This is a genomic window from Niallia sp. HCP3S3_B10 (genome assembly GCF_052064465.1).
Taxonomy (GTDB): domain Bacteria; phylum Bacillota; class Bacilli; order Bacillales; family Cytobacillaceae; genus Niallia; species Niallia hominis.
This window is the reverse complement of the sequence record NZ_JBQHVO010000009.1, coordinates 1-22,729: the sequence shown is the minus strand read 5'-3', so window position 1 is coordinate 22,729 and position 22,729 is coordinate 1. Positions and strand designations below refer to the sequence as shown.

The 22,729-nt window shown below is 32.2% G+C and carries 21 protein-coding genes and 1 pseudogene; 20 read left to right on the top strand and 2 right to left on the bottom strand.

Features of this window, described 5'->3' with window-relative positions:
• The first annotated feature begins 213 nt into the window (after positions 1-213).
• The 5 genes from ACTNDN_RS06670 (at position 214) to ACTNDN_RS06650 (ending at position 7,347) form a co-directional block, all read left to right on the top strand.
• Positions 214-1,260 carry a hypothetical protein gene (locus tag ACTNDN_RS06670; protein WP_212118366.1) on the top strand — a complete coding sequence of 349 codons (1,047 nt, stop codon included), beginning with the start codon at positions 214-216 and terminating at the stop codon, positions 1,258-1,260.
• A 179-nt stretch (positions 1,261-1,439) separates the two neighbouring features.
• Positions 1,440-5,549: a PKD domain-containing protein gene (locus ACTNDN_RS06665; RefSeq protein ID WP_441130939.1), complete on the top strand. Its 4,110-nt coding sequence runs from the start codon at positions 1,440-1,442 to the stop codon at positions 5,547-5,549.
• Between the two features lie 311 nt (positions 5,550-5,860).
• Positions 5,861-6,223, top strand: coding sequence for a hypothetical protein (locus ACTNDN_RS06660; RefSeq protein WP_441130938.1), 363 nt, complete (start codon positions 5,861-5,863; stop codon positions 6,221-6,223).
• 383 nt (positions 6,224-6,606) lie between these two features.
• Positions 6,607-6,750, top strand: a complete 144-nt coding sequence (locus tag ACTNDN_RS06655) for a hypothetical protein (RefSeq protein ID WP_441130937.1) — start codon at positions 6,607-6,609, stop codon at positions 6,748-6,750.
• Between the two features lie 342 nt (positions 6,751-7,092).
• Complete coding sequence (locus ACTNDN_RS06650) at positions 7,093-7,347, top strand: hypothetical protein (RefSeq protein WP_441130936.1); 255 nt, start codon at positions 7,093-7,095, stop codon at positions 7,345-7,347.
• Between the two features lie 110 nt (positions 7,348-7,457).
• Here ACTNDN_RS06650 and ACTNDN_RS06645 read toward each other — a convergent pair whose 3' ends face one another.
• Both ACTNDN_RS06645 and ACTNDN_RS06640 read right to left on the bottom strand, forming a co-directional pair.
• Positions 7,458-8,786 carry an IS3 family transposase gene (locus tag ACTNDN_RS06645; protein WP_441130935.1) on the bottom strand — a complete coding sequence of 443 codons (1,329 nt, stop codon included), beginning with the start codon at positions 8,784-8,786 and terminating at the stop codon, positions 7,458-7,460.
• A 131-nt stretch (positions 8,787-8,917) separates the two neighbouring features.
• Complete coding sequence (locus ACTNDN_RS06640; RefSeq protein ID WP_441130934.1) at positions 8,918-9,367, bottom strand: hypothetical protein; 450 nt, start codon at positions 9,365-9,367, stop codon at positions 8,918-8,920.
• Positions 9,368-9,545: 178 nt separating this feature from the next.
• Between ACTNDN_RS06640 and ACTNDN_RS06635 the strand changes: the two genes are divergently transcribed.
• The 15 genes and pseudogenes from ACTNDN_RS06635 to ACTNDN_RS06565 all read left to right on the top strand — a co-directional run bounded on the left by ACTNDN_RS06635 (position 9,546) and on the right by ACTNDN_RS06565 (position 21,843).
• Entirely contained in the window at positions 9,546-10,133 is a 588-nt protein-coding gene (locus tag ACTNDN_RS06635; RefSeq protein ID WP_441130933.1) for a VanZ family protein, read from the top strand.
• Between the two features lie 183 nt (positions 10,134-10,316).
• Positions 10,317-11,018: a GNAT family N-acetyltransferase gene (locus ACTNDN_RS06630; RefSeq protein ID WP_441130932.1), complete on the top strand. Its 702-nt coding sequence runs from the start codon at positions 10,317-10,319 to the stop codon at positions 11,016-11,018.
• A gap of 155 nt (positions 11,019-11,173) precedes the next feature.
• Positions 11,174-11,725 (top strand): GNAT family N-acetyltransferase, encoded by a 552-nt coding sequence (locus ACTNDN_RS06625; protein ID WP_441130931.1) that lies wholly within the window; start codon positions 11,174-11,176, stop codon positions 11,723-11,725.
• 127 nt (positions 11,726-11,852) lie between these two features.
• Complete coding sequence (locus ACTNDN_RS06620; protein WP_441130930.1) at positions 11,853-12,731, top strand: alpha/beta fold hydrolase; 879 nt, start codon at positions 11,853-11,855, stop codon at positions 12,729-12,731.
• Between the two features lie 137 nt (positions 12,732-12,868).
• Positions 12,869-14,165: pseudogene (locus ACTNDN_RS06615) on the top strand (IS110 family transposase).
• Between the two features lie 517 nt (positions 14,166-14,682).
• Positions 14,683-15,012 (top strand): hypothetical protein, encoded by a 330-nt coding sequence (locus tag ACTNDN_RS06610; RefSeq protein WP_441130929.1) that lies wholly within the window; start codon positions 14,683-14,685, stop codon positions 15,010-15,012.
• A gap of 142 nt (positions 15,013-15,154) precedes the next feature.
• Complete coding sequence (locus ACTNDN_RS06605) at positions 15,155-15,970, top strand: lipid II flippase Amj family protein (RefSeq protein WP_441130928.1); 816 nt, start codon at positions 15,155-15,157, stop codon at positions 15,968-15,970.
• A gap of 215 nt (positions 15,971-16,185) precedes the next feature.
• Positions 16,186-16,365, top strand: a complete 180-nt coding sequence (locus tag ACTNDN_RS06600) for a hypothetical protein (protein ID WP_441130927.1) — start codon at positions 16,186-16,188, stop codon at positions 16,363-16,365.
• Between the two features lie 23 nt (positions 16,366-16,388).
• Complete coding sequence (locus tag ACTNDN_RS06595; protein WP_441130926.1) at positions 16,389-17,351, top strand: helix-turn-helix transcriptional regulator; 963 nt, start codon at positions 16,389-16,391, stop codon at positions 17,349-17,351.
• Between the two features lie 74 nt (positions 17,352-17,425).
• Positions 17,426-18,058, top strand: a complete 633-nt coding sequence (locus ACTNDN_RS06590; protein ID WP_441130925.1) for a type 1 glutamine amidotransferase family protein — start codon at positions 17,426-17,428, stop codon at positions 18,056-18,058.
• Between the two features lie 975 nt (positions 18,059-19,033).
• Positions 19,034-19,708: an SOS response-associated peptidase gene (locus ACTNDN_RS06585; RefSeq protein ID WP_144545587.1), complete on the top strand. Its 675-nt coding sequence runs from the start codon at positions 19,034-19,036 to the stop codon at positions 19,706-19,708.
• A 522-nt stretch (positions 19,709-20,230) separates the two neighbouring features.
• The gene (locus ACTNDN_RS06580; RefSeq protein ID WP_144545589.1) at positions 20,231-20,761 is read left to right on the top strand and encodes a hypothetical protein; all 531 of its coding nucleotides are present in this window, start codon (positions 20,231-20,233) and stop codon (positions 20,759-20,761) included.
• On the top strand, positions 20,761-21,177 hold the full coding sequence (locus tag ACTNDN_RS06575; RefSeq protein WP_341100952.1) for a hypothetical protein: 417 nt from the start codon (positions 20,761-20,763) through the stop codon (positions 21,175-21,177). The genes ACTNDN_RS06580 and ACTNDN_RS06575 overlap by 1 nt, the downstream gene beginning before the upstream one ends.
• 109 nt (positions 21,178-21,286) lie before the next feature.
• Positions 21,287-21,454: a hypothetical protein gene (locus tag ACTNDN_RS06570; protein WP_441130924.1), complete on the top strand. Its 168-nt coding sequence runs from the start codon at positions 21,287-21,289 to the stop codon at positions 21,452-21,454.
• A 167-nt stretch (positions 21,455-21,621) separates the two neighbouring features.
• Positions 21,622-21,843, top strand: a complete 222-nt coding sequence (locus ACTNDN_RS06565; protein WP_441130923.1) for a hypothetical protein — start codon at positions 21,622-21,624, stop codon at positions 21,841-21,843.
• Positions 21,844-22,729 lie beyond the last annotated feature (886 nt).

Sequence of the window (22,729 nt, the reverse complement as noted above, 5' to 3'; positions counted from 1 at the left end):
CGGGTATAATTAAGGCATATCAATACTACTTTTTATTTTTTGTGCCATCAATGGCTATTCGATTAATGAAAAAAGATGCGGTTCTTTGGGACTATGTTTTAAAAGTTGATTAGGGTGATTATACTCTGATCCATTAAAACGTCCCATTGGATCGCTTTTTTTCGTTTATAAAGGACAAAAAATAAAGTAAAAAAATTGAGAGGGGAAATTTATATGAAAAGAGTAATAACGTTATTAACATTAATACTAATTTTAGGAGTATTAAAACCAGTGCATTTGCTTGCTGATGAGTTACCTTTAGCATCCTGTAGCATGACAATTAATTCAGATAAGGCTACACAAGCTAACCCAGCAAATGCAAGTGGATTATGCAGAGATATAGTGTATGGATATTATGCAAAGGCTGCAGATACTTTTAATATTTTTGGTGGGGTTCATCAATCTGTAACAAAAAGTGGTCAAAAGTTTATAGTACCCGTTTTTTCAGATAAACACACTCATGCAGAATTAACGGTTTATATTAACAGGGTTGCTACTAAGCCAACTCCTAAACCTACACCGAAGCCTGAGCCAAAGCCCGAACCTAAACCTACACCAAAGCCTGAGCCTAAACCAGACCCTAAACCTGCACCAAAGCCTAAACCAGAGTCCAAACCGGTTACACAACCGAATTCTGATAATAAAGCAACAAAACCTTCTACTTCTACAGGTAGTAAAAATTCAAGCAATACCAATACTAGTAAAAATAACTCAACTAATACTTCAAAATCGAGTTCTAGTAAAAGCAACTCAACTAATCTATCAAAATCAAGTGGAACAAGCAATAATACAGAAAGTAAAAAAACAAACAGCAGTTCTTCTTCCAATAGTTCATCAAAATCAAGTCAAAGTAGTTCTTCCGATAGAAGCAATAACGAGGAAAATAAAGTTGTTGCCTCTGTAACAAAAATAAATGAAGGAAGTAATACATCTACTGATAAAAATGATAATAAAACAAAAGAAAGCACAATGGAAACTGAGCAGAAAAAAGAAAGTTCTGATAAAAACGACCCTTCTACTGAAAACAAGGAAGATAACATGGATACCAGTATTACAAATGAAAACAATGATAATATTAAAGAAGAAGCAACTCGTTCTTCAATTCTAGATGAAGATGAGTCTAAATCTAGTAAACTCCCAATAATTATATCGGTAGTAGGAGTACTAATTATCGGAGCTGCAGTAATCTTCATTATTAGAAAGAAAAAATTAAAAATTTAAACTTGATATTTATTGATTCCCCATTTAATTTGCTTTAAAATATTTTATATAAACTTTTATATTAAATGGGAACGACCCAAGACGAAGTAGTTTAATAAACTGCTTTAGTTTTGGGTCGTTTTTTATTATTAGGAGGTGAAATGTTAATTTTTTTACAAAGAATAGAAAGCGGGATTTAAATGAGAAATGCAAAGATTTTTTTTCTGATTCCTATTTTATTTTTTTTATTTTTACTTTTTATTCAAGAGCATCATGCTCACGCAAGTACTGGTGATGAAGATATATATAATGTTTCATCAACGGTTAAGAATAATTGGAATAACCTAATGGGATCAAAAGATTTCACTATGACTAGTGGTAGAAAAATAGTTTACGATGTATATTCAGACAAGTTTGTTACAAATGGTTATCAAGTTATAACAAAAAATTTTGGGAAAGGTAGTCAAAAATATATTAGATTTTCGGGTTGGTCAGTATTATTTGGACATCGTGAACATACCTCTTCTAACCAAGATACGTATATAGTTGCTAGAAAATCATCTGGTGATAGTGGTATCGGCACAGTAAAAATTTATAAAACAGTTCAAGGAAGTTTAGATGCAACCGAGGATCTAGAATATAATAATCAAGGGGCTGGCATATGGAACCAATGTCCATCTAGTGCAACAAATAGATGGAACGATGATTGCAATATGAAATATCAAGATGTAAGTTTTAATGCTTATTTACCCTTAGAAGAGCTTTTCAATAGAAAAGAAAAAGCTAATTGGGATTTATTTATCGTTAAAAAAGTACAAAATCAAATTGTGTATACGCCACTTATTCTTCCTTTCGAATTTAGTAATAAAGCATATGAGGGAGGAAAGTTATCGCTTTCAAGTGGTACCAATACTAATACCTTAGAAATGAATGCAGAAGGAGTATTACGAAGGAAAACGCCTAGAGAAAGTGCACCCTCTGTCATTGATGAATTAGGTAATAACAGATACTTCACTCAAGGGAAAACTTATACAAAAGTCGATTTTGAAGAATCTCAAACAGCTGTTTGGTATGGAGTTAGAAGTCCACATGATAGTAATAAAACCAAATGGGCAAATACCGCATATTTTACTTTTAAAGGAGATCAAGCTAAATTATCATTTCAACCAAATAGACCTCCTATTGCAAAATGGGAATGGGATCCTTCCAATAACGTCTATAATGATACAACTGTCAAAATGATAAACAATTCTTCTGATCCCGATGGCGACCCTTTAACTTACAAATGGTACAGGAAACCATATGGATCAGCTGATAGTAATTATGTTCAAATATCAACTGCTAAAACGCCATCTAGCTTTAAGATTGCAAAAGGAAAGTATACCTTTAAATTAGTAGTTTCTGATGGAAAAGAAGAGGCAGAAGCTGGACATGCTTTATATGTAAATAACCGGCCTCCTGTTGCAAAATGGGAATGGGATCCTTCCAATACTATTTATAATGATACACCAATCAAGATGGTTAATAGTTCTTCAGATCCTGACGGAGATTCTTTAACATATCGCTGGGAAAGAAAACCATATGGCAGCGCAGATAGTAATTATGTGACTGTGTCTACTGCAAAAACGCCGTCAAGTTTCACTATAGGAAAGGGAGACTATACCTTTAAACTCACTGTTTCTGATGGAGAAGATGAAAGTGTTGTCGGTCATGCCTTATATGTTATTAATAGACCTCCAATAGCTGATTTCACTTGGAATCCTAGTACCATTTACAATGATACTTCTGTTTCTTTCAGTAATAAATCTTCAGATGTAGACGGTGACTCATTAACGTATAAGTGGGAAACTCAAAAGCCTAACGAGACTACCTGGAGTACATTTTCTACTTCTAAAGACCCTCCTTATACTTTGAATAAAAAGGGGGTTTGGAAAGTTCGTTTAACTGTCTCAGATGGAGAGGCCAGCCATAATGTAACTAAAAATATTACTGTACAGAATAGAGCACCAGCTGCCGATTTTTCTTGGAGTCCTAGTACCATTTACAATGATACTTCTGTTTCCTTCAGTAATAAATCTTCAGATGCTGACGGTGACTCTCTAACGTATAAGTGGGAAACTCAAAAGCCTGATGACACTAATTGGAGTACGATTTCGACTTCTAAAAATCCCTCTTATACCCTAAATAAAAAGGGGATTTGGAAAGTACGTCTAACTGTTTCCGATGGGGAAGCTAGCAATAATGTGACTAAAAATATTAGTGTAAAAAACAGAGCGCCGAATGCTGATTTCACCTGGAGTCCTAGTACCATTTATAATGATACTTCTGTTTCCTTCAGTAACAAATCTTCAGATGCTGACGGTGACTCTCTAACGTATAAGTGGGAAACTCAGAAACCTAATGAGACTACTTGGAGTAGTATTTCGACTTCAAAAGAACCTTCTTATACTCTAAATAAAAAGGGGGTTTGGAAAGTTCGTTTAACTGTCTCAGATGGGGAAGCTAGTCACAACGTAACTAAAAATGTTACTGTGCAGAATAGAACTCCGGTTGCTGACTTTATATGGAATCCTAGTACCATCTATAATGATACGTCCGTTTCTTTTACTAATAAGTCTACCGATGCTGATAAAGATTCTTTAACGTATAAGTGGGAAACTCAAAAGCCAAATGAGTCTACTTGGAGTACCATCTCTTCTTCTAAGGACCCTTCTTACACTTTAAATAAGAAAGGGGTTTGGAAAGTTCGATTAACGGTTTCAGACGGAGAAGCTAGTCATAATGTGACTAAAAACATTACTGTTCAAAACAGGATACCTGTAGCAGATTTCACTTGGAGTCCTAGTACTATCTATAATGATACGTCCGTTTCTTTTACTAATAAATCTACGGATGCTGATAAAGATTCTCTAACGTTTAAATGGGAAGCTCAGAAGCCAAATGAATCTACCTGGAGTACTATTTCTACTTCTAAGGACCCTTCTTACACTTTAAATGAGAAAGGGGTTTGGAAAGTCCGATTAACAGTTTCAGACGGAGAAGCTAGTCATAATGTGATTAAAAACATTACTGTTCAAAACAGGATACCTGTAGCAGATTTTACTTGGAGTCCTAGTTCTATCTATAATGATACGTCCGTTTCTTTTACTAATAAGTCTACCGATGCTGATAAAGATTCTCTAACGTTTAAATGGGAAGCTCAGAAGCCAAATGAATCTACCTGGAGTACTATTTCTACTTCTAAGGACCCTTCTTACACTTTAAATAAGAAAGGGGTTTGGAAAGTCCGATTAACGGTTTCAGACGGAGAAGCTAGTCACAACGTGACTAAAAATGTTACTGTTAAAAATCGAGCACCTGTTGCGGATTTTACTTGGAACCCAACAACCATTTATAATGATACCACTGTCTCTTTCACTAACAAGTCATTTGATACAGACGGTGATCCATTAACAAATATATGGGAATATCAGGAACCAAATAAAACGACTTGGACCAAATTCTCGACTGAAAAAAATCCTAAAAATATTTTCACTAAGGTGGGAGATTATAAAATAAAATTAACTGTTACAGATGATGATGGAGCTACAGGTACAAAAGAGAAAACTCTAAAGATTACCAATAGACCACCACAAGTTACTCTTACATATACACCAAAGGATGTATATGAAGGTGATACCGTAAATGTTTGTATAAAAGTAATTGATTTAGATAAACAACCAATGACAGTTAAATTATTTTTAAACAAGGATTATGGGAATAAACAAACCGTTTTAACAAAATCAAATATTAACTCTGGTGAAGAGGTTTGTTATGTTTTTGTTCCGGACGTAGGGAATTATGATTTTACTACCGAAGTGGATGATGGCCATGATAAAACGACTGTAGATATATCCTTTTATGCTAAACCACTAATCATAAAAGGACATGTAAATCATACAGCCGATTGGAAGAAAAAGCATGAGAAACTTGGAAATACACTAGATAAATTTTTTAGTGGTGAAAAGTTTTTACTTGAAGCAGATACTTCACCTTATGAAACTATTTATGTAAAGAGTACTTTATCCGCGGTTCAAATGGATAACAAAAATACTACCTCTCCTGTTGATTTAAATAAAGAAACTAATATATTGTATAATGGTTCGCTTTATGAAGAAAAACATCAGTACTATCCAACTATGTTGAAAGTAGGAGAAGCTAAATTTGAATTTGAAGTAAAGTATAAGAATGGAGTAATTAAAAAGGATACCGTTAAAATAAATATAATTGATGACGCATTTAACTCATCTAAATATCATCGCAAATTTTAATTAATGTGGTCAATTATAGTATGGCATGTCATAATACCAGTATTAACAAACTATTGTTAATACTGGTTTTTTTATTTATATTGGTGCTTACGAATAATAATGTCCCTTTAAAAAACTATATAGTTGTTTAATAAACAATAAAGTTATTTAAAAATGAATAGTATTCATCGTAATCTTGCCAGCTCTTCTAGAACTAACGGGGCAGGTTAGTTGAATAAGAGTTTTGGAAATATGTGTATTAACTGGAAGGTTTATATGTTACAATAAGTGTAAGTTTACACACTTATTTTCGGAACATAGGGGGATTCAATTTGAAAAATATAAGCATTGGAATCATTTTAGTTATTTTATACTGTTTTCCATTTGTGTACTTTTCTATGAAACAAGACTTTGCTAACCAAACTATGACAGGGTATCTGATAATGATTTTGGTTACTTCTCTTCTTGCATTCCTTGTGAAATATTTTTGCAATTTCATCCCATTATTAATCGGAAATATTTTCTCTATGATGATTTCGTTTTATTTTAACGAAGGTATGTCAGATACAGAAATGTGGGATGGAGGTTACTTTAAACCATTTTCTTCTTCTCAACTAATAGTAGTAGTAACTCTTTTGAATCTAATTCCTCAGTACATAGCAATGATAATAGCAAAGAAGGTTCGTAATAGTTAATAAAGTTTAAATTCAAATGTAATTCTTTTTAGTAGGCTAATTCATCAGCTAATGTAAGGTTTCATTAGCGTATAGGTCGCGTTGAATCCAGGAAGGATTGACGCTTTTTCTATCGAAATTGTTATTAAAGAAACGAAGCTGTTTTATTCAATAAGGATGTATAGATTTATGGTATAATAATTCTAAAATCCTAATATTCACTATTATGTAATTATTAGGATTTTAGGGAGCGATAATATGGAATGGATTGCATTTTTTATGTCTGCAACGGCCTTTTTGTTAGTGGTGCAGGAAAAGGAAATACGGAAAAACCTTGAAAAAAGACTCGAAGAATTAGAGGGAAAAAAATAAATGAATAATGAATAGATAACGGAGGTGTTCATATGAAATTGTTAATTACACTACTATCGGTAATTGTGTTAACATTCGGAATGACTTCTTTAATAGAAACGACTGTTCAGGTTTGTAATACTATGTATTCAGCTGGTCATAACATCGGAATCTATCTAAATGATTTATTTAATTGACGCGGGCATTGGTCTTAAGGATTAATGCCCTTTACTTTGGAATCTCTGATTGTAGAAAAGGAGCAGAATTGTTATGTAGAAAGCCAAAGTGTCTTCTAATAACTCTGAACTAGGAGGCTTTAAATGAAACTAAGTAAGATTTTGTTGAGTGTGATTAGTTTAATGATAACCATAGCTATAATAGATTTCTTTTTTCCGCAAGGAGTTATAAAATACATTCTTTTTGGTTTAGTTGTTGCAGTAATACTCTCATACAACAAAAAAATTGTATGAAGAACTGAAGAGTATTTATTATATAAATAAAACTTGTACTAGAGTTATGATAAAAGAGAGGGAGTAAAAATGTTTGATATAATTCTTTACACCATCCCAGCAATATTATTAGTAATGGGTTTAATAATGTATTTTATAGGTAGATCAAAAAAGAATAATAAACTTAAAGGGGTTGGAATTGGATTAATAATCTGCTTAATTGTTCTTGAGTCACCTAGTATTATTCAAGGGTTTATAGAGGGGTTTACTGATGGTTACAGAGGATACCCTTATATTGCGAACATGGGCATTGATCCTAGAAGGATTGATGCCTGTTTGTATTAAATATCCTTGTTGTAGAAAAGAAGCAGTTTACTTTAAGAAGGGTTGATTATTACAAAAGAAGAGGAAGCTCTAAACCGGCACCTCTGTCAAGGACACAATAAAAAAAGAGATTACGCTGAAAGAAGATGGTTCCTATATTGAATAGGAGTCATCTTTTTTAAATTCCATTGATAACGATAATTGTTATAGTAAACCATGTAATGATTAATTTTAGCCTTCAGTTCCTTTAATGAATTTGCTGACTGATAATCCACGTCATCCTTTAAATGACCAAAAAAAGACTCTTGTGGGGCGTTGTCCCAACAGTTTCCTCTTCTAGACATAGATTGGCCCAATCCATGTTTCTTTAATAATTTTTGGAAGATAGGACTAGTATAATGGCTGCCTTGATCTGAATGGATAAATGCATCTTGGTGAAGGGAAATCTTCTTGTTATTAACTAACTTTTGGATAGTCTTAGTGGCGATGTCTAACGTGATCCGATCAGACACATGATACGCGAGTAGTTCGTTTGTGCAGGCATCTTTTACGGTCGACAAATAAGCCATACTTTTTCCGTTATATGGCAAATACGTGATATCTGTTAGTAATACTTTTCCTGGAACGCCTTGCTTGAATTCTCTGTTTAACTTATTTGGAACGACAGTATGTTCCTTTGTTGCTTTAGCGATTCTTTTATAGGGATTAGGCCTTCTATGAGGACAGACAATACGGTATTTCCTCATAATCCTTTGAATCTTTTTACGACTAAACAGTACGTTATAGTCATTCTCCAATATCATTTTTATAGAACGTGACCCTTTCTTATATCCCCGACGATTAAATGCCTTTAAAATTACTTCTTTGGCCTTTAAGTCTAACTGTTCTCTTGCTTCTCTGTTACTAGATTGCTTTAGGTAGCTGTAATATCCCGAACGGGATACCTCTAAAAGGTCACAGAAATACTTAGTCATTCGCTTTAATTGATTTAGTTCAATGGTCTCAAAAATTAGCTGAAATACTTTACTCGGTTCTAGACTTTTTCTTGCGTGTAACAGCCTCCTTTCTGTCGCTTCGAGCTTTTTTAAGAGATCGACTTGTCCCTCTAGTAGCTTAATTTTCGCTTCTTGTCTTTCAATTACTTCAGCTGGTGTAAGCTCTCGTTTTAATGGTCTACCTGAATTTGATCTTCTCGTATCGGTCAAGCCAATTAACCCATTCTTTATGTATGCTTTCTTCCACCTATGAGCTGATTGTTCAATTCTCTTTAGTCCAATAACCTCAATATCAAATCCATTCTCACCAAAAATTTGACGTGGGAGTTTGCCTGCCAAGTACTCATCCATAAATTTATTTTTAAAGGAATCTGTGTAAGTAATGGAACGTTCACTAATACGTTGCACATTGGGATTTTTTTGAAGTGTTTTTATCTCTTTAGCTGTAAATGTTATCTTACTCATGTTGTCTCCTAATTCCCCATATGTTTGAAATTCTAGTATATAAAAAAATACCTATAGGTAAAACACTCTTTTTCAAGTGTCCTAACTACAGGTACCATATTACTCCTAGTAAATAGAGCTTCCTCTTTCCTTTATTTGCTTCCCTTCAGTAAACCTAAGTCAACTAAATCGGTTCCCATTATATTAGTTTTCTTAGTTACTAACCAATTCTTATTTGTTTCATCATAAGTTAAGGTATATAAGTTGTTCATTCCATTTAGCTTCTTCTCTAAAACATACCCCTTACTCTTTAGTTTATTTAAATAATAGATAGGGCTACAGTCGATAAAACTTTGATTTTTTGTTATTTCTAGTGAGATGTTTAATAATGATTGCTCTTTAGCCTGTAAACTTTCATTATTAAGCTCCCTAATATCAAATAGACTGTATTCATTAAGGTTTAGGCTATGGGTTTTTACGAAGTCGTTTGTAATCTTATTAATGAATGCTTCTTCCTCGGTAGATAACTTAGCTAGAACGTTTGTTGATAAGAGAGAAAAAGATAACAATGTAATTGTAATGAACAAAGAGATTTTCCTCATTAAAATTCTCCTTTACTTTGTTTTCTTTTAGGGTTCCTTATAAATTACAAAATATTACACCACTTTACATATAAGGGGAGTGTTTTTGAACTAACGGTGCAGTATTATTGAAGATCTTTATCGACACATTCATCCAGTTAAAGTAAAATTATGGTATCACTTTTAGGAGGTATTGTTCTTGTTTGGTGTTGAATCAGTTGTATTGTTAAGCAGTATTATTTTTGTTCTTATTTACTTCGTCAAATGGAAAAATAATAGTGTAACACTGGGTCGTACAACAATTGACGCAGTTTTAGTAATTTATTTGTTATGTCTCTTAAACGTCACTATTTTTCCGATTCCATTTCAAAAGTCATTTATTAATGACTATTTAGGTACTCTCGGTTCCAATGCCCATTTTACATATAATTTGATTCCTTTTGCGACCATATGGAATTCACTTCATAATGCGATAACTTATAACACATATTTACTCGAACTCAAAAATATAGGAGGAAATCTAATTCTATTGACTCCATTAGGATTATATATCCATTTTATAAAGAGAAAATTAAGTTTTAGTAACATTATGTTCATAGGGTTTTTAGTTTCAATTTTTATAGAAATTCTTCAGTTAACAATATCCTTATCTATTGGTTTTTCATATCGTAGTTTTGATGTAGATGATTTACTTTTAAACACTTTAGGTTTCATATATGGTTATAAATCCTTTTTATTAATAAGAAATGAGTTTTTAAAGGAGCGTACAATACATTCAAATAACTAAAGTAAGCGTTGCTTTTCAGCAACACTTTACTTTAGTTTGTAAAGCAATGCACTTAAACAAACGGGGGCAGTTCAAAATAAGGGATGCTTTTGCTTATTTAACAATAGCAGCAGTTTTGTTGAATAAGAATAGAAAGCCATTATGATACAATTGCTTAATACAGCTAGAAAAGGTGGCAGTGTTATGACAATCAGATGGGATGAAATTACCTTAGATAATTTAAGTGCTTTGGAAAAAGTATTTGAAATATATGATCGCACTTTTCCAATTGAAGTCTGTGAATCACATAATATATTTGAAAAAAGTTTACAGTACGCTAAAAATGAAAGGTTTAACAATTACCGATTTTTAGTTGGATTTGAAGGGGAGAAACTTGTTTCTTTTGCTACAGGACATTATTTTGCAGACGTAAATTCGGGTTTTATAGTTTATATAGTTACAAACCCTATGCTAAGGAGTAAAGGGGTCGGAACTCAAACTCTTTTAAAATTAGAAGAGTTATTAAACGAAGATGCACTTTTAGCAGGTAATCCTTCACTTAAAGCACTCTTTTTAGAAACAGAAACAAAAGATATGGTACATACAGAGGAAGAAAAAGAAAATTGTATTAAAAGAGATAGGTTTTTTTCAATGAATGATTTTAAGCGATTCCAAAAGATCGATTATTTACAACCACCATTACATTTAGGTGAAAATAATGTTCCATTAAATCTTTACATTAAATCTATACAAACAAGTGAGATCACTGAAGCAGAAATTGTTGAAGTAATTAGAGTTATTTTCAAGGAGAAATATTACTTAGTAAATGGAATACAAAAAGATATTCTTTACCGTTGTCTGGAGGAGATGGGATTAAAAAGGCAGGAAGTAGTTTTCAAAGAGTGATTTATTTAGTTCAAACTTTAGTTTTGTAGGCATTAATCCTAGGAGTATTAATGCCTTTTTTCTTTAGTTACTTGTAGAACAATAGGAGCAGTTTTATTTAAGAAGGATTAGATATTTTGTGTTAAAATATGTAAAAACAATTTGGGGGATTATTTGTGTTTATACATAAAATTGACGAGGAAGTGTCTTTAAAGTTAATAGAATTAAGGGATAGTGAAAGTATATTTGATTTAACAAACAAATCAAGAAGTTATTTAAGAGAATGGCTTCCTTGGTTAGACATAACTACAAAGCTTGAAGATACAGTAGAATTTGTAAAATTAAGCTTAAAAGGTTTTTCTGAGAATAAAAGTTTATCCACGGTAATTATATATAAAGGTTCTATCGTTGGTGTTGCAGGATTTAACAGTTTAAATTGGTCAAACAGAACTGCACAGATAGGTTATTGGCTTGGTGAAGAATATCAAGGCAATGGGATAATGGTAAGGGTTGCTAAATCACTAACTGATTATGCTTTTAGTTACTTGAATGTAAATAAGGTTGAGATTAGAGCTGCTATTGAAAATAAAAAAAGTAGAAGTATTCCAGAGAATTTAGGTTTTATAAACGAAGGATGCATACGGCAAGCAGAATGGCTTTACGATCATTATGTTGATCATGTTGTTTATGGAATGATATTTGACGAGTGGAATAACAATGATTATTAGAATTTCAATACTATGAGGGCTTCCTAAACAAAGGTATCCTTTTCTTGTAGAAATGGAGGAGGTTTATGGAATAGGAATATGAAATAGTTTACAATTATTTCATATTTTCTAATATTAAGGAGAAGCTATGGGACTTGTAAATGGCGAATATAAACAATACATAAATGATATTGAACACTGGATAAAAATTGAGGGTGCAGAGAATTGTACTACTCCTTTGGTAATCATTCATGGAGGTCCTGGAGGGAATTTATATTCCTTTGAACGTACAACAGGTCCTCTACTATCAAAAAGTAGGACGATTATATATTATGAACAACGTGGTTGTGGAAGAAGTGGAAGTCCTGACTCTAAAGATGCCTTTACTTTTAAGGAGTTAATAACTGACTTTAATGGAATTCATAAATGGATAGGCTATGAAAAGGTTGACTTGTTTGGTTTCTCTTTTGGTGGGGAGTTAGCTCTAGAAATTACTCATTCATTACCTAATAAAATAAATAAGGTTCTCCTCTCAAGTCCAAGCTTAATAGGTTTAAAAACTCAATATCTCATTCAAATTGCAGGTTTTATGTCTATTGCGAACCCTACATTTATTTTAGAAATTGAACGCATACTTGGAGAGCAAGGGACGATTGAAGAAAAGTATTTAAGTATATGGAAAGTCGCGGATATATCAACTGTAGATCGCTTATTTTTTGAGAACCAGGATTTTGCCAAAGAATACAGACGTTTAACTCAAGAAAGTAAAATGAAAAATACTGGAACAATGTTAAAGGCAATACAGAACAACCCACCTGTTATTCCATTAATTGGTAGGTTAAAAGATGTAACGCATGATATTCTAATAATCACAGGCGTTCACGATAGAAATTCTGGGGTACCGATTTCCAACCTTATACATAGACAACTGGATAATAGTAACTTGATACTTTTTAACAAAAGTGCTCATTTTCCTTATATGGAAGAACCTGAGCATTTTCTTGAACAGGTTAAATCATTTCTATAGTTATTTAACAAACGAAGCAGCATTCCTGTAATGAAAGAAAATGAGGTTTGAACAAAAAAAGAACCTCTTGGTAGAATGAGAGAGTCCTAAAGCCGGCTAGCGAAAAGGACGTACTCAATTAACCAGGAGGTCTTGAAATGAATTACAACCAAAATGAAAAGATTGCTCAAATCACTTTTCAGACTCTTATTATAGGTGTAGATATTGCGAAATTCAAGCATGTCGCACGTGCACAGGATTATAGAGGAATGGAGTTCGGTTCCCCTTGTTATTTTGATAATACCAAGCAAGGATTTCACCTATTTCTTGATTGGATCAACCAATTAAAGCTAGAACAACACATGGAAAAAGTGATAGTAGGTATGGAACCTACCGGACATTATTGGTTAAATCTAGCTCATATACTGAAAGAAAATAATATAAAATTTGTCGCAGTGAACCCTTTACATGTGAAGAAAAGTAAGGAACTTGACGACAACTCACCGACAAAGAACGATGTGAAAGACGCTAAAGTCATTGCGCAGCTGGTCAAGGATGGGAGATATGCTGAACCAACGATTCCACAAGGTGTTTATGCAGAACTCCGTGTGGCGAAAAAAATACGCGATCTCCTAACTGAGGACCTTCAAACGGTGCAAGGGCAGATTCACAACTGGCTAGATCGGTATTTTCCTGAGTTTTTAACCGTCTTTAAGAGTTGGGAAGGGAAAGCAGCCTTGCAATTTTTAAGGCTAGGAGCCTTACCACATGAACTGATTCTTTTCACGGATCAGAACTTATTGGATCATTTACGTAAAGCAGTTAGTCGGAGTGTAGGACTAAACAAAATAATAGAGTTAAAACAAGCAGCAAAAGAGTCCATCGGACTTCGCCAAGGTGCTAATATGGCTTAAATTAGAACTAGCAACGCTGCTAGATAAGTATGATTTGATACAAGAGAAGTTCGTAGAACTAGATGATAAAATAGATAACCTAATTGAACATATCCCTGGTGTTCAACAAATGTTAGCTATTAAGGGAGTAGGGAGAGATACGGTTGCCGGCTTCTTTGCGGAAGTTGGAAATCTTCAAGACTATTCTCACCCTAGACAAATCATTAAGCTAGCTGGATTGAGCTTGAAGGAGAACACATCTGGCAAGCATAAAGGGCAAACAAAAATTACAAAACGAGGAAGGAAGAAGCTGAGGGCTCTCCTCTTCAGGGTTTGTATGATTATGGTTGCGAAGAATTCGGCCTTTAAAACGCTGCATGCCTATTACACGCAGCGTCCGGATAATCCACTAAAGAAAATGCAGTCTCTGATAGCCCTGTGCAATAAGTTAATTCGTATTTTCTTTGCCATTGGTAAGAAACAATTTGAGTTTAGTGAAGAGCGAATGTTACAGGATATCCCTCATATGAGAGCAAACATAGAAGTTGAAAAAGCCGCTTAGTTCAGTAGGAACAGTAGAGTAGAAAAGAGTTTTAGGTGTTATAAGTGTCGTATATTTGAAGCACGGATTAGTCAGCAAAGCAACAAAACTTCGGGCAAGGACCCTGTGAAGCAGCATGACTGACATCCACCTCATGGAAAGGTTGGACGAAGGAATTTGAGAGCGAAGACTCTGTGAGGCATGGGAGGGTTGACCTCCATGAGAAATGTGGACATCCACCAGTGCGATCATATTTTAACTCATCCACCATTTTTTGTAAGTGTGTGGCTAATGAGTTATCAGTCTTTTTTGTTTCAAAGTCCAAATTTATCCTTACGAGATAAATCCAACCATAGTAGCGAGCATTAACCTCTAAAATAACATTCTATAAAATACTGAGAATACTGGAGAAAACGCGAGTTTTCACTTTGTTTATTGAGGGAGTTTTATGGAATAAGAAAAAGAGAAAACTAACCTAATATAAGGAATTTAATGGTAAAATAAATTAATAATTACATATCAAATAGAGGTGATAAATATGTATTGGGAGACACTTCCTAGTTGGGTATGGTTAATTTACTATCTATTTCTATTTCTAACATTAGGATCTGGAATTTTGAATGTTTTTCAAAAAAGAATGTTAGGTTTGTCGATTATTGCAATTGTCACAACGATTACCGTTCCAATTATTAGTATGTTAAATAGTATAGGAAGAGCGAAAGGTATCAATGAACTTGAACACTTAGCTGCTCAGCTACAACAGGGTTCAATCTGGTCTATTTACGCAGTTATTGGTTTTCTATACCTATTTGTATATTGGGTTTTATTCTTCATCAAATATAAGGTAAATTCTGAAGTCTCTTACTAATCCTAGAATAATTGTTCCTATATAGACCCAGCTCCTAAGCAGGAGCTTTATTTATTCGACTAAAGAGACAGTTTTATTCAATAAGCTATAATAGGATAATTATGGTAGAATTAAGAAAAACAATTAAAGTGGGTTAACTATTTTGGAAATCTTCACAGAGAAATTAATCTTAATATCTCTCTTCATATTCATTATTCATTCAATTGAAACACTTGCTTATGCCGTTAGGCTATCTGGTGCAAGGGTAAGGTTATTAGCTTCAGCTCTATCCTTATTTAACTTAATGGTCATTGTCTCTAGAATGGCCAATATGATGCAACAACCCTTCACAGGAAGCTTAATAGATAATGCTCCCAAAGTAGATACCCTAGAATTTGTAGAATCTCAGTATAGAGTAATTATAGGGGCTTCAACATTCGGAACGATTATAGGAATCCTATTGCTCCCTACGTTTATTGCGATATTTTCTAGAGCGATTATACACTTGTCTGAGGAACGAGGATCAATACCTTCATTGATAAAGAAGGGTTTAACTTTTGAATATTTGAAGCGAGGCTTTAAACACATTCATTTACCAATGCCCTCTTATCTAGTGGGCATTAAGTTGAAGGATATTCCGATTAGATTGTTCATCATTAATATGGTTATAACGGCTATTTATACTATTGGTGTACTCTCAGCCTTGTATGCATCATTAATAGCTCCAGAAAGAGCATCAACTTCTATAATGGCATCGGGGCTTATTAATGGAGTCGCAACGATTTTACTCACAATATTTATTGATCCGAAAATTTCTATACTTGCAGATGATGTGATTAATCAGAGGGGGAATTATACCAATCTTAAGGCTGTGTCGCTTATGATGATTACTTCTCGCCTTTTAGGTACATTACTAGCTCAATTGTTCTTTATACCAGGAGCAGAATATATTGCTTGGTTTACTAAATTCATTGTGTAGGGAAAAACTACTGGCATTGATTCGGTTAGAGAATTAATGCCTTTATTGTAGAAAAGAAGCAGGAATAGTTAAAGAAGTTTTTCTTTTCTGGATAGGTGCAAACTGTGTAAGAGGACCTTATGAATGAATTGTATAAGTTGTTAGACTTATTAATAAAAAGAGAGATATTCATTTGATACAATGGTTTTACCATCTTTGCAATTCACAACTAGAGAATGAACAATCAGGTTACAGAAGAGCGATCACTAGTTGGCTCTAATAATGGAGATTGGAAGGAAACTTGGTTAGTTATCGGGCAAGCTGATATAGTTGGAGATCCTATTTTTATAGAAAGCTATCGGAAAAGAACAGTTGTTGAGTTATACCAAAAATCGGAAATATATAATAGAAAATAAATTGCATATAGAGGTGGAATTATATGCCTAAAATTGACAATATGTTAGCAATTCTATGGATGCTGCGTTCTGGTGAAAAAATTACAGCAAAACAAATTTCAGAAAAGTTAGAGATGAATATAAGGACTGTGTATCGTTATATTGATACAATTTCAACAAGTGGCGTACCTATAATTTCAGAGCCAGGACATAACGGTGGATACACTTTATTGAACAATTTTATAGAGGCTCCTCTTTTTTTTGATTTTGAGGAGCAAACTTCACTATTTCACGCTGCTGTTTTTGCAGAAGAAGCCGGATATTATGGAGGTGAAGCACTAAATAGGGCCATTTCAAAACTAAGTAAATACTCAAATCAAGAGCAGGAAACAAAGATAAACCAACATTTTACTAGTCTTGAAGTAATAAGTCGATTAAGTTCACTCTCTATGGAACCCTTTTTGAAGGAGTTGGAGCAGGCCGTGGCTGACGGGTACTCAGTAAAAATTCTTTACCATAAAAGTGGTGAAAAGCAATTAAATTATAGATTGGTCGATCCGTACAGAATTATCTATTGGAATAATAAGTGGTATGTGATTGGATTTTGTCATCTTAGGAATGATATCCGTAGTTTTAGAGTAGATCGAATTGAAAGTCTAATGCTAACCGAGAATAAGTTTAACAGGCCAGAAAATTTTTCAGCACGTGACTTTTTTATAAAAAGTCTTCTTCCAACTATAGAAGATAAGGAAGGGATTATTTCTTTGGTTATTAGTGGGGATAAAAGTGTATTGACTGATATTTGCCAACATTGGTTTTTAGGACATTATTTACAGGAACGGACTTCAAATCAAGCAGTTTTTCTTCTTGAAAAAGATATGATACATACATATGTACCTTATTTACTTTTACCGTACAATAAATCTATTAAAGTTATTGAGCCAATAAGTCTTAAGAAAAGACTTATTGAAGTTCTGTCGGAATTAATAAAATTTCATCAAGTATGATAACTTCCCTGACGTTAACTGTCAGGGAAGTTTTATTATAATTGCTATATCAATTGTGATTGGAGTGTTATTGGATGCAAACAAAAAAAGTTTTTCTATATGTATTTAATACAATGTCGGACTGGGAATATGGATATTTAACTGCTGAACTAAACTCAGGAAGATATTTCAAAAAGGATTTAGCACCTTTAAAAGTAGTTACAGTAGGAGCTAATAAAGAAATGATTACTACTATGGGAGGACTGAGCATAAAACCAGATATTTCCCTTGATGAATGTACTCTTGAGAGTAAAGATCTTTTAATTTTACCAGGAGGGACTACTTGGAGTGAAGAAATTCATCAACCTATCTTGGAAAGAATTGGCCAAGCTTTAAAGCTTGGCACTATTGTTGCTGCAATTTGTGGTGCAACTGAGGCCCTTGCGAATATGGGATACTTAGATACTAGAAAGCATACAAGTAATAATTTAGAATACACTAAAATGATATGTCCTAACTATAAAGGAGAAAAGTTCTATGAGGTTGGAGCTGTGGTATCTGATGCGAATTTAATTACTGCATCAGGAATAGCTCCTCTGGAATTTGCGATGGAAGTTCTGAAAAAATTAGATGTATTTGCATCAGATACGTTACATTCCTGGTATAATCTAAATAAGACTCATAAACCTGAATACTACTTCCAGTTAATGAATTCAATAAATAGCTGAGCTAAAAAATCAACTTAGCAGATTTATATTAGTTCAAATAAAAATAATGAAGTAACTGAAAAGCTCACTTTCTCTATTTTGTTTTGCAGAGAAGTTGGGCTTTTTAATTTAGAATTTTCTTAGCGTTGTATATCCGCATTTTCCTGACACTACCCCTTATTGGAGATACGTGCAACATTCCTGAAAGAAGTTTGTGAACAAATGCACTTAAACTAATGGGTGCGTTAGTTTATTAATAATCAAACAACTTTATTATCAAATTCGAAGATAAGAATAATTATAGTGATACAAAATTAACCACTTTAAATAATCCATCCTACAATATATCGTAGGATGGTTCTTGTTTTTTATGTAAAAAAAAAACGTATTTATTATCTCTATACAATTGGAGAAAAAGTAAATGAAAAATTCATTGTCAAAATTATCATTTCAACCTCACTTTTCTTAATAAAATTAAGAAAAAAATAAAGGATGATAATTTTGCTAATAAAAAAATCTAAAAATAATAAACACTCTCTTGTTTACAAAACATCTACCTTTTATACTGAGAAGCATCTAGTTAAACTCACTTATATAAATAAAATCACCTTTAATGCTGCTAATGGAAAAAAAACAATTGAAGTTTTATGGTCAAATATAAAAGAACTGCCGTTATCAAAAAATATCTCATAGGTTATCAAATAGAAGACTGAAAGAAAAATTTAAAGTTATTTCAAAAAAGTCGGGTAGAAATTTTTAATTGCGTTTAGTTATTAAAAGGGAACAAGAAAAAAATATAAAGAGAAAAATAGTAGGGATAGTAGTTATATTTATAAACGCGCAGCCTGAAGGTAGCGCGTTATTTTTTTAAAGGCTGATTTCGTATTATTAATAATATAATAATAAGTAGTAGTTATCGTACTTGACGATAAGTTACTACTCGTTTGTTTTCCGTATTCTACTTTGCTACACTTAACCTAAAAAGCAGGTGATAGCATGTGTGGTCGCTTTACTTTATTTACCGACTTTGGAACAATTATTGACCGCTTTAATATCGACTCAGCAATTGAAGAATCCCATTATAACCCAAACTATAATGTAGCTCCCTCTCAATCCGTACTTTCTGTGATCAATGATGGTGAAAAGAATCGTCTTGGATATTTACGTTGGGGATTAATTCCTCCCTGGTCTAAAGATATGAAAATCGGTTATAAAATGATTAACGCTCGTTCAGAAACAATTGCCGAAAAGCCAAGTTTTCGTAATGCCTATAAAAAGAAACGCTGTTTGATCCTTGCTGATTCTTTCTATGAATGGAAACGTACAAATGAACGTAAAATTCCTATGCGTATAAAACTTAAAAATAATCAACCATTTGGTATGGCTGGCTTATGGGAATCTTGGAAATCCCCAGAAGGAGAAATGGTATACTCATGTTCTGTAATTACCACTCAACCAAATAAGCTAATGACTGAAATACATGATAGAATGCCAGTCATATTAAAACCTGAAGATGAACAATTCTGGCTAAATCCAACAAATACCGATACTAACTCGTTAAGTAAATTACTTGTTCCCTTTGACTTTGAACAAATGGAGGCTTTTGAAGTTTCAAATGATGTTAATTCTCCAAAAAACAATTCACCTAGCTTAATTCAGCAAATTTGTTAGAAAACAACAAATACTTATAGTGGTTTAAAAGCATTTATTGACGACAGTGACTTTGTGTTCAAGTTTAGATCTATTCGAATATAACGATTCTAGAGTCGAATTTTAAAATAGATGCTGCTGGAACATTAGTTATGAATTATGTATCTGGAAATTATAGAAATCTATGACTGTGATGTATCTTCAAGTATAAAAGTATATTTCACTTTTTTGTTTGTAAACAGACTGTCCTGCTCGAATAACTGACGATATCTTCTGAAACTATTGAAAATAATAGGATAAAAAGTTAAAATTAAATCAGATTATTTTTCTATTTTGGATTTTTCTTTTACTTAGTAAATGTAGAGCCTTTGGGTTCAGTTTTAATAGCAGCTGTGCTATTAACTGTCCTGAAGGCTTTTTTTTATGAAAAAAGTAAACGACAAAAAAGAAAATTAATAGAAATGAAACAAAATACTCACTAGGAGGGAAAGGTTTTGACGACGACTAAATTATTTGATTCTAATGTCTGTAGGAGGATTACATATGTATAAAATCACATGCTTTTGTCCTCTAGAACCTACAAAGTTAGAAAGCTTATTAAAGGGTATAGGATTTTCAAGTAAAAAAGATGGATTGGAATGGTATTTTGAAGATATAGTTTTTCGTATTGAACCATTTAAAGGACATTCTAATCAAAGAGAAAAGGGATATAGAGTGTATTTTAATGGTAATAATACTATGAGCTTTGCTTATATGTTTGACCTTTCATTAGGAACTTTAAATACTACAATTACCTGTATTGAGTATATGTTAAGTGAGGAAGGGAAAAACTCTAATGATTGGCTATCACTTTTAGATAATAATCCATCTATAATTACTATTGACACAAGGGGTTTCTATCAAAAAAACAGTATAAATATAATTGTTACTAATAATACTGTAGTGTTCCAATTGAGAAGTAAAAAGAATACAAGCTTAAAATTAATAAGCGGGTTAAAAAGGATCGAAGAATTGGTTGAATATATTATTCCAACCACTTACGATCTTTTTTCATTTGAGGAGGAATTAGCATAATGGTTGATTTTTATACTAGTAAACATTTCTATCAAATTCGTGAAAATATATTATTGATTGACGGAAAAATAGAAGAAAAGGGCAATATTTCTGTATATCATCTTATAAAAGATGAACCCGCTTTTATTAAAATATCTCAAAAAGGCAATATACCAAAAATAATAAAAACAGAAGATGTATTATTCGTTGATAATTCATCAGAAATTTATCATGGCCAAAAAACAATTAAGAAACATTTTCTCGTGTCGGTTCTACTTAAATTTAATGAGCAAGAAAGATATATAACTACAGATATTTTGGCTGCTAACGAGGACCATGCAAAGAGAATTATCAAGGTAAACTATAGTATGTTTCATATTTTAAATATAAATGTTAAGAATGTGAACATTGTTAGGTTATTCAATAATATCCAATAAGGAAAAGGGAGAAACCACTATTACTATTATATCACTAGTAGTGGTTTCTTAATGAAAATATTTAATACTGCTCTTTTTAATATTGAAAAGAAAAACGGGGAAAAGTTTTATGAATAGAATTGAAGATTTAATTGACATACTTAATAAACTTGGATGGGATTATATAATCGAAAAAAAAGGAAACATTAGATTTATTTTAGAGAATCAAGAAATTATATGTTCTAAAGTGGACACAGAAGGCATAAAAAAAATCATAATTGATATTATAAACTGGTAAACTAGCAGGATTGTATTAGAGGGGAGAAAATCCTTTTAGAACAATTATTATACATTTTAGATAAGAAACCTTTCTCTTATAACAGAAGCGCAAATAACAGCTATTTTGTAAGTTAGAGAGTATCTAGAACACATACTTGACACTAAATCTATATTGGAGGAAATAAGATGTTTTTAAAACATGTAGAATTAGAAGATATTGAAAATAATGATGGTTGGACTAATAAAGTTGACATTTATGGTTATGAAAACAAGGTATGGGTAATGGCTCATGGTTTTTTTAAAGAATACCCTACTAGGGATTTTGAGAATACAAAAAATAAAATTGATAGTATTATTGCTAAATTAAAAGAGGTGTCTTTTAAAATAATTTATATTAAACAATATTAGTACTAAATAAAGGGTATGGATAATATAATTTATCTATACTCTTTATTATATATAAATTATCTAGCTTTCTAGTTTTAATATTTTAACTTATTTTTAATAGTTTTAGATGTTTTAATATTTTATCGTACCTTTAAACCCTTGGTACTAATAGGTTAATAGTAGACAATTATAACAAAATTGGGATAAAATATAACATTTTTAGGATGAAATATAGCAATTTTGGGACGAAATATAGCAAATATAGGGTGAAAATGTAACATTTTTGGGATAAAATATAACATTTTTAGGATATGTAGTTACCTTAGTTTTATAGTTTTAATATTTTAGGTATCTGATGAACCCTTGATATATCTGTGTTTAATGATAGTAAATATATCATATTTGGGATAAAAAATAACGTTTTTGGGATAAAGTATAACAATTTTGGGATCAAATGAAAAAAATGATATTTAAGCACGTTACATTTAGTTGATAATTTAAAGACATCTTTTATAAATTGCATTTCTTAAATTACTCGAGTCCAGAGGATCTTTAAAATCATAATGATATGCATATATTTTTTATTAAAAAATATATTTAATACACTCTTAAAAATTACTACTAAAAAACATCCCAAATATGTTATCTTTTTTCAGATTTTGAATTATAACATATTTGGGATGTTTTTTCTTTTAATAATTGAACTATAAAATTTTTTGGATGTAATGTCTTTTGGAATGAAGGAACTATAACATATTTGGGATAGTGTTATCTTTGGATAAGTGAACTATAACATATCTGGGGTAGGGTTATATATGGAAAAAGCGAAACTATAACATATTTGGGATAATGTTATCTTCGAAATAAGTGGAACTATAACATATTTGGGATAGTGTTATCTTTGAAA